This is a genomic window from Sphingobacterium sp. UBA7253 (assembly GCF_002472745.1).
In the GTDB taxonomy this organism is placed as follows: Bacteria; Bacteroidota; Bacteroidia; order Sphingobacteriales; family Sphingobacteriaceae; genus Sphingobacterium; species Sphingobacterium siyangense.
In genome coordinates this window covers 1-14931 of sequence record NZ_DKSP01000008.1, presented here as the reverse complement: position 1 = coordinate 14931, position 14931 = coordinate 1, and the positions used below count along the sequence as shown (strand labels likewise).

7 protein-coding genes are annotated in these 14931 nt (G+C 43.6%); all 7 read left to right on the top strand.

Features of this window, described 5'->3' with window-relative positions; all coding sequences use genetic code 11:
• The first annotated feature begins 53 nt into the window (after positions 1-53).
• Positions 54-2348: a ligand-binding sensor domain-containing protein gene (locus B2X72_RS00485; protein WP_286848024.1), complete on the top strand. Its 2295-nt coding sequence runs from the start codon at positions 54-56 to the stop codon at positions 2346-2348.
• Positions 2349-2426: 78 nt separating this feature from the next.
• Positions 2427-4160 (top strand): hybrid sensor histidine kinase/response regulator transcription factor, encoded by a 1734-nt coding sequence (locus tag B2X72_RS00480; RefSeq protein ID WP_286848022.1) that lies wholly within the window; start codon positions 2427-2429, stop codon positions 4158-4160.
• Positions 4161-4488: 328 nt separating this feature from the next.
• Entirely contained in the window at positions 4489-7611 is a 3123-nt protein-coding gene (locus B2X72_RS00475; protein WP_286848021.1) for a SusC/RagA family TonB-linked outer membrane protein, read from the top strand.
• Position 7612: 1 nt separating this feature from the next.
• Positions 7613-9463, top strand: a complete 1851-nt coding sequence (locus B2X72_RS00470; RefSeq protein ID WP_286734723.1) for a RagB/SusD family nutrient uptake outer membrane protein — start codon at positions 7613-7615, stop codon at positions 9461-9463.
• Between the two features lie 12 nt (positions 9464-9475).
• Complete coding sequence (locus B2X72_RS00465) at positions 9476-10153, top strand: DUF3823 domain-containing protein (RefSeq protein WP_286848020.1); 678 nt, start codon at positions 9476-9478, stop codon at positions 10151-10153.
• 110 nt (positions 10154-10263) lie between these two features.
• Positions 10264-12177, top strand: a complete 1914-nt coding sequence (locus B2X72_RS00460) for a family 43 glycosylhydrolase (RefSeq protein ID WP_286848018.1) — start codon at positions 10264-10266, stop codon at positions 12175-12177.
• 27 nt (positions 12178-12204) lie between these two features.
• Positions 12205-14703: a sugar-binding domain-containing protein gene (locus B2X72_RS00455; RefSeq protein WP_286848016.1), complete on the top strand. Its 2499-nt coding sequence runs from the start codon at positions 12205-12207 to the stop codon at positions 14701-14703.
• Positions 14704-14931 lie beyond the last annotated feature (228 nt).

The window sequence follows — 14931 nt, the reverse complement described above, 5'->3', positions numbered from 1 at the left end:
GTGTTTATATCCTGAATATTTTCATTGTATAGTTGTTGTGGTGCTCAACAATTTTGCAAAAAGTTGCAAATGGATTGGGGCGAATGATAGTCGGCAAAGGATCCCATTCAAGAGAACAGGTTGGTGTTGTTAACTTATTTGGTGGTGGCGGAGCTATGAAAAATTTTCTCATTATTATTGTTTTTCTTTGGCAGTTGGCCTATGTTTATGGACAGCCCAACAATGCCCATTTTTTTTCCCTTCAAGATGGCTTAAGCAATCAGCAGGTACTGGATATCGTGCATGACGATGAAGGATTTATGTGGGTAGCCACAGAGCTGGGGCTGAACCGTTATGCGGGAAAGTCTTTTAAATCATATTATGCCGCCGATAAGCAGGACGGTCAATCGATCAATAGCAATGAAATTAATACGTTGCTGTATGCAGACAGGAAAGTGTATATCGGAACAAGGTCCAATGGGCTGAATGTGCTTGACCTAGGCACAAATAGATTCAGTTATTATACACATGATGCAGCTAATCCAAAATCCATAGCCACGAATGATATTACGGATATGATTGAAGGCAAGGATGGGAAATTGTGGTTAGCGACCTACCATCAAGGGGTGCAGCATTTTGATCCGGTAACGGGAGAATTTAGTCATTTCAATAAAAAGAATTTTCCGGGTCTTCCCGAAAATAGCATTTGGTCTCTGGCCGAAGATCAAAAAAGAATGCTTTACATCGGGCATGTTAACGAAGGTTTAACAATAATGGATCCCATTAGCCATTCTTTGAAAAGACTAACTAATCACAATACCTCCGGACAATTACCAGATAATGAAATTAAAGTTTTGTTTTGTGATCAAGCCGGCAATATGTGGATAGGGACCCGAAAGGGGCTGGCTGTGTATCATCCAGCTTCCGGTAAACTACAGCAGATTTCTTTGGCAGGATTGACAAAAAATGGAAATGAACCTTTTGTATATGCGATTAAGGAAATTGGCCATACATTGTGGATAGGCGCCGAATCGTCGCAACTCTTTTTATTGCAGCCGAGCTATGGTTATGATAAGCGTATTGAAGCCGTACAGCATGTAGAGCGTTTTGATCTGGGGAAAGGCAATAATACGATGGTTCAGCATATTACTCCCGATCGGTTTGGAAACGTTTGGCTAGCGTTATATGGTGGTGGCTTGGGAGTTGTGAGTCATATAGCCCCCTTCTTTAGTTTCTTTCCATCAGACAATATGCTGCCGGATCGACTGGCAACAGTGAGCAATGTATTGGTGGGGGAAAATCGGACAATACGTTTGGCGACTGAAGGTTCAGGTCTGGTCGAAATGAATGCGGAAGGGCGTTTATTGAGACAGATTACCAAAAAGAATGGTGGGGCAGACGATTTCCTGCTAACAGCTTTTAAGGACCAGCATCAACATGTTTGGCTCGGATTACGTAAAGGTGGAATTGCCGTTCAATATGCTGGATCGTCCGTTTGGAAAACCATTGATTTAGGTGAGCCTGTGACGGAGGTACGCGCGATTTATGAGGACCATTTGGGACAGATCTGGTTTGCAGCACATCAAGGGGTATTTATATATGATGAAGGAAAGGGGCATGTCCAGAAGCTTTTGATCAACAAACCAATGCTTGGCGATTATGCGCCCCGAACGTTGATGGAAGATGGCCAACACAACATGTGGGTCGGAACTTATGGGCAAGGACTCTATGTTTACGATCCTCAGCATAAACTGCTTCGAAAAATGGACAAGGGTAATGGCTTGCAAAATAACACGATTAATCATTTGTTGCGGGATAGAAATAACAATATCTGGGTGGCTACAAATCAAGGACTGGCAGTACAGGAAGCGGGTAAGAAGATTGGTGATCTGTCTCTATTGATGCCTCCGGGAGGGAATGCATGGCTTTTTGTCAATGGACTCGCAGAAGATCAGACCGGAAATATTTGGTGTTCGACCAAATCGGGGATGTTACGCTATGTCCCGAAAGAAAGACGTTTTCTACAATATGACCAGTCTTTCGGTTTGCCTTTGGGAGGTTTTATCAATGCAAGTGTAGGAAAAGACAGTGAAGGTCGACTGTATTTTGGGATGCAGGAAGGAATGTGTTATTTCAACCCAGCCACAATCCCGTCCAATTTACCAACCTCGCCCCTAAGTATTAGCCGATTTATTGTTTTTCGATCCGGAGAGTCCGGTACGCAGGTCGATAAATATCCCTCGCCGACAAAGGCGATTGAACTCAATTATGATGAAAATAGCTTTCGTATCGAACTTGCTGTCATGGACTTTGCTCTAGACGGTTTGGTCGAGTTTGGCTATAAATTGCAAGGGCTTAATAATGACTGAATCTTTCTGGGAAACGAGACCAACCTCGATTTTCGTAATATACCCTACGGTGAACATGAGCTACTGATTCGTACCCGGATGAAAAATGGGCAATGGTCGCAGGACTACCAGCATCTATTGATCAACATTGCGCCACCTTTTTATCTCAGTTTATCCGCCAAGATCGTGTATCTGCTCCTTGTGCTGCTAATTGGATATATTATCATTTCTTTCTATTTCAAAAAAATGAAAGCTGAATCCGAACTAAAACTGAAAGAGCGGCAACATGTGCAGGACGAACAGTTACATGCAGAGCGCCTAAATTTCTATACGCATATAACACACGAGCTACGGACACCTTTGACGTTGATTCTAGGCCCCCTTGACGACCTGTCCCAAGAGCAGCAGCTTACTGAAAAACATCGCGAACTGGTTCAGACGGTACAGAAAAGCGCTAATAGACTCTTCACATTGGTCAACCAGTTGTTGGAATTTAGGAAGGTAGAATCGCAGTTTAAACCCTTTGTACCTGAAGCTGGGTCTTTGGGAGAAATGCTCGTAGATCTTGCCCATAAATACAAAACATTGAATCACAAACCTGGTCTTCGGGTGTTGTCTGAACTCCCTGTGAAGGATTCACGTACGCTATTTGATGCCGAAATCGTACAATTGATCGTCGATAATTTATTGTCGAATGCCTATAAATATACCGAGTCAGGTTATATTAAACTAAGCTTGCATTACGAAGAATCGGATTTGGACCATTGGGCGGTGTTGTCCGTAGAAGATACAGGAGTAGGTATTGACAAAGAAGATATCGGTAGGATTTTTGAAAAGTATTATCAGGTTGCGGGTACAGGTACTCAGGGTACGGGTATTGGTCTGGCCTTGGTGAAAGAACTTGTGGCGATCCATCATGGAAAGATTGATGTGAATAGTACATTTGGTCTTGGTACCACCTTTACAGTAAAATTGAAAACCGATCGATTACCTGTTGAGAATGGCGAGCTGCCTGTTTCTTCGCAACGTCCGCTAGTGCTATTGGTTGAGGATGATCTGGAACTTCGTCAATATCTGGGAAGTACCTTGCAAAGACAGTATGATGTAGTGCTCGCCGAAAATGGAACTGTAGGCTATCAAATGGCGATGGCTAGAGTGCCCGATTTGGTGATCAGTGATATTATGATGCCCGATATGGATGGTTTTCAGCTTGTACAGCAATTGAAACAGGAACGTAGCACAAGTCATATCCCACTGTTGCTATTGACAGCAAAAAACACCGATGCAGACCGACAACGGGGCTATGATCTGGGGATAGACTCCTACCTGATCAAACCAGTTACAGCAGCTTTACTTTTCAAACGTATTGACAATCTATTGAGCCGACAGAAACAGATCAATGAACTGATTTTGGAAAGTTTAAATACAAAATCATCTTTTTCAACTACCAATATAGAACTAGAACAAAAGCCTACGGAGGAACTCTGGCGTGAAAATGAATTTGTTCAGGATTTTATGCAGATTGTCGAGCAGCATATGCAGGATGAGGTATTGGATGCTGCTGCCCTCGCTGATCGCATGAATATGAGTCAGTCTACCCTTTATCGGAAATTGAAAGGCATCACAGGAAAAAATATCAATCAGCTCGTACGTAAGATACGTATCCATAAGGCGGCAGATCTACTTCGGACCGGGAAATATAACGTGACTGAAGTGTCATTTATGGTCGGAATAAATAGTGCGATTTATTTTCGGCAATGTTTTAAAGAGGAGTTTGGCCAGCTACCTTCCGAATATCAACGATCCGACAATAAAGCTCGCGTAGTGTATTAAAACAATCCACATCAGATAAGTATGCCCCTACTATTTAAACATAGCTAGGGGCATAGTTTTTTCGTAGATCAGTTTGAAAAAAAAACATAAAATATGCCTTAAATATATTTAAAAAGCTGTTTTTGACTAAAAAATATATGTTTTTTGACGGATTTGTGTACGATAGAATGCTGCAAAATCGGCTAAGTTTGAGGTATTAATCCAATTATAAATCTAGGTAGGGGTGGCAACGATGCAAAAGAAATAACCAAAGTAGACCGTAGTTTACCATCATATTGTCTTGTCCGGCTAGATTGTATTATTTACTGTTTAATTCGTATTGAAATTTATGAAAAACTTAAAGATTGCTTCTTTTTACACCATGTTGAGCGTGATGCCAACATTGCTGTATGCGCAGGAGAAGGTTACGGGACAAGTTTTCAACAAAGCAAACGAGCCTATCGTTGGTGCGAATGTACTCCTCCTGGAAGGAGGTAAGGGAACCTCAACAGACAAATCGGGGAAATTTGAGCTGAATGCTAACAAAGGAACGCTCGTCGTGTCATTTGTTGGGTATAAGACTCGTCGAGTTCCATTGGATGGAACAACAAATTTAAAAATCCAGCTCGAGGCCGATGAAAATGTATTGGAGGATGTCGTCGTTGTTGGTTATGGTAAACAGTCCAAACGTAATATTACAGGGGCGGTAAGCAATATTAAATCAGAGGATATTGTACGGTCATCATCGACGACGACTGCTGGGGCTTTGGCAGGAAAGGTACAGGGGATCTCAGTGCGTGCCAAAGACGCGCGTCCCGGTCGTGGTGCAGCGATCGAAATCCGGAATATGGGCTCGCCTTTATATGTAATTGATGGTGTTGCTTATGGAGGTCAGGAAGGTACTGATTGGGTTGGTACACAGAATGGCTCCGGCGCAGATATCTTTAATTCGCTGAATCTAGAAGATATTGAGAGTATCTCTATTTTGAAAGATGCCGCCGCAGCAGTATATGGATTCCGTGCTTCCAGAGGTGTTGTATTGATTACCACCAAAAAAGGCGCAAAAGGAGAAAGTGCAAAAATCAGTATTAATGGCTACCAAGGCTGGCAAAATTTGACACGTTTTCCGACCATGGCAAACGCTAAACAATACACACGTGGATTGGTTGAGGCCGCACAGAATGAAAACCGCGACCCGAGGACGGTATATACGCCCGAGGAGTTGGCGAAATGGCAGGCAGGGACAGAGCCCGGCTACCAAGGCTATGATTATTATGACATGGTGATCCGTAAGAATATTCCACAGCGATACATCAATGCCAATGTTACCGGTGGAAATGAAAAATCCAATTACTTCCTGTCATTGGGCCACCTCAATCAGGATGCAATGATCAAGGATTTCAATTATAAGCGAACCAATTTCCAGGCCAATATGGAAGCTGAGGTACTCAAAGGACTTACTGTCGGGACGCAGATTTCAGGAAGACATGAGGGCACACAGGATGTTGGCTTACCAGGTGGGGATGGATACTTCTCGTCTATTTTGGCTATTATGAAAAATAGGCCGACTGTAGGTCCCTACGCAAATGACAATCCGGAATATATCAATCATACCAATGATTTTCCCTATAACCCGGCTCTCTTTAGTCGCGATATTGCCGGCTATAAAGACAATAAATACCTTGCTGGAAATGTGAATCTCTTTGCGGCCTATAAGACAAATTTTGGTTTGTCGGCAAAAGGAACTGTTTCTTACAACTATACCAACAATAAATTTGAAGGCTTCCAATATACCTATGATGTATATCGGTACGAAAATAATGCCTATAAGCGTACTGGTGGAAGTGATGCTGGCTGGCGTTACGATACCACGAGGGAGATTGTTTCTCGCTTTGCACAGTTCCAGATCGATTATAACAAGCAGATCGGCGATCATACTTTCGCGGGAATGTTAGGCTATGAGCGTTCAGATTGGGACCGGACGTATAAGGCATTGGGCGCAAATCCTTCAAACAATTATATTCCGTTGTTAAGACTGTCGGAGCTCAATAGTTTGGCCGATGAATGGGCTTACGAGGCTCGGGCTGGATATATTGGCCGTATCAACTACAACTACAAGGGCAAGTATCTTCTGGAGGTACTGGGCCGTTATGATGGTTCCTTTAAATATTATGAAGGTAAACGCTGGGGATTGTTTCCAGGAGCATCGGTAGGTTGGCGTATTTCGGATGAAGGGTTCTTTAAATCCTTAAAATCTGTGGTGAGTGACCTTAAAATCCGTGGTTCGATCGGACAAACAGGACTTGAAGAGGGCGTGGGAATGCACGATTACCTTGCCGGGTATAATTGGGCGGCTGGAAGTGCTGTCTTAGACGGAGCCTATGTGCCCGGGGTACAGCCTAGAGGTTTACCAGTTCGCAACCTCTCCTGGGTTAAAAACACCAATTATAACATGGGTATCGATGCGACACTGCTGAAAAATAAGCTGACATTGACGGCCGATATCTTTAAAATTATCCGTACTGGATATCCTGGCAAACGTTACGATGTCCTATTACCAGCCGAAATCGGTTATGATCTTCCCAATGAAAACCTCGGTAAGAACGGCTATTATGGAGCCGAAGGTATCATTACCTATACCGATAAGGTCGGTGAGCTTAACTATGTTGTCAGTGGGAATATGACTTTTTCACGTTATCGTGACCTAGAAACCTATAAGCCTCGTTTCAGTAATTCGTGGAATGAATACCGTAACTCGATTGAAGACCGCTGGGGCGGAGTATGGTGGGGATACCAAGTAGTTGGACGATTTCAGTCGGAAGAAGAGATCCGCAACCATCCGATCAATAATGATGGTCAGAACAATAGGACGCAACTTCCTGGTGATCTGATTTATAAAGATGTAAACGGCGATGGGGTTATCAATGATATGGATCAGCGTCCGATCGGTTATCCGACGGGTTGGGCACCGATGATGAGCTTCGGTGGTCGGATAGGACTTGACTGGAAAGGCATCAACTTAAATATTGATCTGGCCGGTGGTGCGGTGCAATCCTGGTTTCAGGATTATGAATTACGTAATGCCTTCCATGGTGGGGGTAATTCTCCAGCTTATCTACTTGAAGATAGATGGCATCGCAAAGACCCTTATGATCCAAACAGCGAATGGATTCCGGGACGCTACCCTGCGATTCGTAACGGCAACTCGGGTCCCAATAGTCGAAATAGTGATTTTTGGTTGACCAATGTACGTTACCTGCGTGTCCGCAACCTGGAGGTTGGATACAATCTGCCAAAAGCATGGATTCAAAAGATAAAGGCCGAAAAAATACGGTTCTATATCAATGCCTCAAACTTGATTTCTTTTGACAATGTCAAAGACTACCAGATTGATCCCGAGATCGAAGCGAGAGCAGCAGTAGTATATCCACAGCAAAGGGTATTTATGGTTGGATTTAATATGACTTTTTAACATGAAACTACGATTTAAACTTACATATATAGGAGTTGCTTTATTGACCTTGTCCTCGTTGAGCAGCTGCAATCACGACGATTGGTTTGACCGGGATTCAAAATCATTGATTACCGATGCACAGCTTTGGAATGACCCAAAACTGTTGACTTCACTCGTCGCCAATTATTACGATAGAATGCCAACGCTACATGGTGTTTTCAATACAGGAGGAATGACCGAATTGGATGATGCCATGTGGTCGGGACATCGCGATCAAAACTGGCGTAATGATTATCAGTTTGGTGACGATTACGGTCGCTATTGGGATTATGGATTGATTCGGGATCTGAATCTTTCCCTCGAAAATATCGATCAGTTCAGTACACAATTGTCTGATGCACAACGCAAGCAGTATAAAGCCGAAATACGCTTCATCCGCGCTTTCGTTTATTTTGAGCTCGTCAAACGCATGGGTGGGGTTCCGATCGTTACAACCCAGCTCATCTATGACTTTAGCGGTGATCCAACACCATTGCAGGTGGCACGTGCCAAGGAGTATGAAGTCTACGATTTTATTTACAAAGAATTGGAAGAGATCAAGGAAGATCTTGCCGTCTATAATGCCAGTAAGACCAGAGCCAACAAGTATACAGCATTAGCTTTGGAAAGTCGGGCAATGCTTTATGCGGCGTCCATCGCGAAATATAATAATCTAATGGCCTCACCGATAACGACTGCCGGAGGAGAAGTGGGGATTCCAGCCAATATGGCGACGGGGTATTATACCAAGTCACTGGCTGCTTCCAAGGAAATTATGAATGGCCCCTATGCGCTTTATAATGAGAATGCCGATAAAGGTGCCAATTTTTATGATATGCTCAATAAGAAAACTGGTGCTGAAGTCATCTTTGCCAAGGATTTTGTCACGAGTTTAAAAGTTCACCGCTTTGCTTATGACAATATCGTCAGAAGTCTGACCGAAGACAATGAGTCGTCATCGACGATTTCTCCTTCATTGAGTCTTGTAGAAAGTTTTGATTATCTAGACGGTAGCAAAGGTACACTACATGATAAAAACGGCGCAGGAAATTACGTCGCCTACCAAAATATCAACGATATTTTTGCGAATAAAGATGCTCGTTTGTTTGGGACTGTGATTTATCCGGGAACTTCTTTCCGCGGACGTGCTGTGAGTATTCAAGCTGGAGTGGCAACTTGGGGGACGAATGGAGCTTACCAGTTTACAGCAGCGCCACAACTGGGACAGAATTATGCGAGTGGTGGTTTGTGGACCGGCTTTGATGGACCGCTTTATGACGCACAGGACGTCAGCAACACCGGCTTCTATATCCGTAAATTTGTCAGTGATGCGCCGGCAGCCAGTACACGCGGTACATCAGCTGCTAACTGGTGGCCGTGGTTTCGTCTTGGTGAAATTTACCTCAACGCGTCAGAAGCTGCATTTGAGCTGGGACAGACCGTGGACGCTAGAACTTACGTCAATAAATTACGCGAAAGAGCAGGATTTCCGGCCAATAGCGTTAGTAACCTAACAATGGATATTATCCGGAACGAACGTCGTGTCGAACTTGCTTTTGAAGATCATCGTTACTATGATCTTAAAAGATGGCGTATTGCACATTTGGTGTGGGACGGATCGGAAAATGATCCCAACGCTGTTGTATATGGACTATATGCTTATCGTGTCGTGCGTCCAGGGCATGCCGATGACGGTAAGTATATCTATGAACGGGTAAGACCTGCGCGTTTCAGAAAGGCACGCTTTTTCCGTATGGCCAATTATTATGCGTCCATTAGTCAGGATGTCATTAATAAAAATCCTAAAATAGTTAGAAATCCATTCCATTAATCTAGTTGTACCATGAAAATAAAATTTTTAAGCTTATTGGTAGCTTTTGCAAGCCTACTCGTTGTAGGTTGTAAATATGATAATTTTGAAGCCCCAAAATCAACGCTTTCGGGACGCGTTGTTTATGAAGGAAAGGCGATTGGCGTTCGGAATAATGGGCCTCAATTGGAATTATGGCAGGATGGGTATCCGCTTCGCTCAGCAATACCCGTATATTTTGATCAGGACGGCTCTTTTTCTGTTAGTCTTTTTGATGGTGAATACAAATTGGTGCGGAAAGGAGATTCACCATGGCTACAACAGGCAACCGATACGGTTTTGGTGCAAGTGAAGGGCAATACGACAATTGATGTGCCTGTAACACCCTATTTCACGGTGACAAACGATTCTTTTCAAAAAAATAATAACAGTATTACTGCTAACTTTACGGTTAATAGAATAGTAGGTACGGCAAATTTGGAGTTTGTGCGACTTTACCTCGGTAAATCTGTTTTAACAGATCAGGTACAACGCGAGCTACGTGTGGATGCCAATTTGGCTAATGTTGCTTTTGGTCAACCGACAAGTATCGTCGGTGAATTGCCGGACAACCTGAAAAACCTCGATTATGTGTTTGTCCGAATAGGGGTGAAAGCTACGGTATCTGGAGAGTACTACTATACGGCAGTTCAAAAAATAGCTTTAAAATAGGTGCTGATGGCAAGTAAAATTGCCGGATTACGAAGCCACGGGATCATATTCCGTGGCTTTTAAAGATGCAAAAAAAATGGTCTAATGCTTATTTATTCTACTAAACCTTCATGAAAAAAAACAAAATTTCAATCTTAGTTACCTTATTTTTAATACATGCTACATGCGGCGTTTTTGCTCAGGCTTATCGCAGCGGACCTACGGACAAAGATTTTGCAGGTTATTTATTTGCCTATTTCAAAGGTAATGCTGTCGCAGATGAAGCGGTTTGTTTTGCGATTAGCACAGATGGCTATACCTACAGAGCCTTAAATGAAAACCAGCCTATCCTGGATTCGAAGGCGATCAGCAAGACTGGTGGTGTACGGGATCCCCATATTCTCCGTGGCGAAGATGGGAAAACATTTTATATGGTGCTCACCGACATGACCTCCTCCAAAGGCTGGGATTCCAATCGGGGTTTGATCCTGCTAAAATCCGAAGACCTTGTGCATTGGTCTCATCAGGCAATCGATATCCAGCAGCGTTTCAAAGGTCAGGAAGCGTTGAAAAGAGTATGGGCACCACAGACTATATATGACCCTTCGGTCGGTAAATACATGGTGTACTGGTCCATGCAGCACGGAAATGGTCCGGATATCATCTACTATGCTTATGCTAATAAGGAGTTTACAGATTTTGAAAACGAACCTAAAGTGCTGTTTCTTCCAAAAAATGGTAAATCCTGTATCGATGGCGATATTATTGCAAAGAATGGCTTGTTCTACCTTTTTTACAAAACTGAAGGACATGGAAATGGCATTAAGCTGGCGATAACCGATTCACTGACTTCGGGGAAATGGATTGAACAGCCGGGTTATAAACAGCAAACCAATGATGCTGTGGAAGGATCCAGTGTCTTTAAACTCAATCAATCGGATAAATATATCCTTATGTATGATGTCTATGGTAAAGGGAAGTACCAATTCTGCATCTCTGAAGACCTTGATCGTTTTAAAGTAATCGACCATCAAATTGACATGGATTTCCATCCACGTCATGGGACCATTATTCCTATTTCAAGACAAGAACTTTTGGACTTGACCTCCAAATGGGGGAAACCCAAAGATATAGAATTCGCATTCAGAAAGAATCCCGTTTTGGATGGCTTTTATGCCGATCCGGATGTACTCTATTCCAATAAAACAAAAAAATACTATATCTATCCAACGAGTGATGGTTTTGACGGCTGGGGGGGCTATTATTTCAAGACCTTCTCGTCTTCCGATCTCAATCAGTGGAAAGATGAAGGGGTGATTTTGGACCTGAAAAAAGATGTTGCCTGGGGACCTCGAAATGCATGGGCACCTACAATTACGGAAAAGAAAGTCAAGAACGATTATAAGTACTATTATTATTTTACAGCAGCGCAAAAGATCGGTGTTGCGGTGGCTGATTTACCTACCGGGCCTTTTAAGGACGCGGGAAAACCGCTGATCGATTTTAAGCCTGAGGGTGTCAATGGCGGGCAGGAGATTGATCCGGCGGTGTTTAACGATCCCAAATCTGGAAAAAGCTATCTGTATTGGGGAAATGGCTATCTGGCTGTTGCTGAACTCAACAAAGATATGGTTTCCATCAAAAAAAATACAGTAAAGGTACTCACTCCCGATAAGACATTCCGCGAAGGTGCCTATGTTGTCTACCGCAAAGGACGCTATTATTTCTTTTGGTCAGAAGATGATACCCGGAGTGAAAATTATCGGGTACGCTATGGAACTGCAACTTCCCCTGATGGACCGATCACTGTTCCGGCTAATAATTTAGTCTTACAAAAAGATTCTGCGAAAGGGATCTATGGCACTGGGCATAATTCGATTTTGCAGATTCCCGGTAAAGACGAATGGTATATTGTTTACCATCGATTCAATTATCCCAAAGGTATTGATATGGGCGACGCAGCAGGATTTAACCGGGAGGTATGCATGGATCGTTTGTATTTTGATGATCAGGGCCATGTCTTGCCTGTTGTTCCAACGCTTTAATCACTTGAACCTAATGCAAAAAGTAAAATGAATAATCTCATAAAAAAACTATCCGTCTTAGCTGTTTCTATTGGTATGGGCATCAGTGGCCTATACGCACAGGCTGGATTTGGTGAAGCCGAAGCGATCAATTCAGACTGGCGTTTCCATTTGGGTGATATCGAGGGGCAGGCCAGCGCAGAAACGAAGCGTGGAGCTTGGCAGCAGGTCCGTTTGCCCCATGATTGGGGCGTAAAATACCCCCTCAGTCCAAGTTTAGCCAGCGCGACAGGCTATTTACCGGGTGGTATTGGCTGGTATCAAAAACAGCTCCTGATACCTATGGCAGATCAGGGCAAAAAAATATTTATCTATTTTGAGGGGGTATACAACCGAAGCGAGGTGTTTGTCAATGGCAAATCTGTTGGAAAACGCCCCAACGGCTATATATCCTTTTCTTATGATATCACGTCATATATTGAGTTTGGAAAAGAAAATACCATCGCTGTTAAGGTCGACCACAGTAAAAGTGCCGATTCAAGATGGTACACGGGATCGGGCATTTATCGTGACGTTTGGCTTGTAAAGGCCAATCCCTTGCATATTGATCAATGGGGAGTATATGCCTATCCCGAGCTAAAGCAAGGGAAAGGAATGTTAAATACCGAAGTGACCGTTGTCAATAGTACGTCCAACGGCAGTGCGGTTACCGTTGTGCAGGAGTTGATTGACGCCGCAGGGAAAGTTGTCGCTAATAAATCGGAGAAAGTGAAGATTGATGCTGCCGCTAAAGCGACGATACAGCAGCAATTGACGGTTGCAAACCCTAAATTGTGGAGCTTGGATCAACCCAATCAATATACCTTGCGGACAAGCGTATTGCAAAATGGAAAGCAAATTGATCAGTCGGCAATCAAAACGGGCTTCCGAACTTTTACATTTGATCCAAACAAGGGCTTTGCTTTAAACGGCGAATGGATGAAAGTCAAAGGCGTGTGCCTACATCACGATGCCGGTGTGCTGGGTGCTGAAATGTATACCGAGGTATGGCGTCGGCGGCTGCAGACATTAAAATCTTTGGGTGTCAATGCCATTCAAACCAGTCATAATCCGCAAGCATCCTCGCTTTACACCTTATGTGACGAGTTGGGGCTGTTGATTATGGATGAGGCATTTGATGAATGGGAATTTCCAAAACGGAAATGGCTGCAGGGCTGGAATGTCGGAACGCCCGGTTTTGAGGGATCGTATGACTTTTTTGAAAGCTGGGGAGAGCAAGATCTTGCAGATATGGTCAAACGGGATCGCAATCACCTCTCGATTTTCGCCTGGAGTATAGGGAATGAAGTGGATTATCCAAATGACCCTTATTCACATCCTGTCCTTAACGGCGAGAAGAAAGAGGGTGGTTTTACACAGGCTTCGTATGGCGGATACAAAAAGGATGCACCAGATGCGATGCGATTGGGTGATATAGCGAAACGCTTGGTTGCGGTTGTGAAAAAATATGATAAAAGCAGAGCTGTTACAGCAGGGCTTGCAGGTGTGGCTATGTCCAACGAAACGGCCTATCCGGGGGCACTCGACATTGCAGGGTACAATTATACCGAAAGTCGTTATCAACTGGATCATCAGCGCTATCCAGCACGCGTGATTTTCGGAAGTGAGAATCGGCACGATCTTCCGGCATGGCTTGCCGTACGCGACAACAAGCATATATTTGGCCAGTTCTTGTGGACGGGTATTGACTATCTCGGAGAGTCGGGGCGTTGGCCTTCACGTGGATTTTATTCGGGACTGCTGGATTTCGCAGGTTTTATTAAACCGAGGGGTTATTACCGCCAATCGCTGTGGTCCGATAAACCAATGGCTTATTTGGGAACCTATCCATTGAAGGGCGGAGCAACGACTACCGATGTTTGGTCTGCGTTGGAATCCGAGCAAGGACAACGGAAAAATGAAGCGCCCTCCGTGGATGCCTGGCCAATTTGGAACTATCAGGAGGGACAGCAAATCAGGGTGGTCTGTTACACCAATAGCCCTCAGGCGCGATTGGAGCTTAATGGTAAGGTTGTTGGCGAAGAGAAAAATTACGATGAGAAGACAGGTATCATCTTTTGGGATATTCCCTATGCAGCTGGTAAACTAGAGGTTGTTGGTCTGGACACGAATAAAAAAGAAGTAGTTCGGCACACTATCGAATCCAGTGAACGTCCGGCGGCGATTCAGGCGACGGTGATAGGAGGGAAAGCGATTGAGAGCGGTGGCATTTTGCAGGTTGCCTTGCAAGTGGTGGATAACAAGGGACTTCCTGTGGTCCTTTCGGAAGATGAAATCACCTGTGATATTGCTGGACATGCGCGATTACTGGGTATGGAAGCGGGGAACAATGCAGATATGGGCGACTATACCGATAATAAACAGCGCGTTTATCATGGAAAAATGATCGTGTATGTTCAGGCTTTGGGCAAATCGGGCGATACAATTAATATACGATTTACCTCGCCTTGGTTGACAATGGCAAACGTAACCTATAGCATAAAATAATTAACTCACTTGTCTTTATTGAACTTCTGAACTAAAAAAGCACCGGAAAACTCCGGTGCTTTTTTTATGCCAAAATCTTATAGGATGTCCATTCCACTATTGGAAAAATTACGGTTTTATATATTGCTCACAAAAAATATAAATCGGCCAAAGCCAGTTTGTACTTTGCTGCTACCTATATAAAAATCAACAAGGTTATTTCCTTGAAAGGAAATAACCTTGTTGATT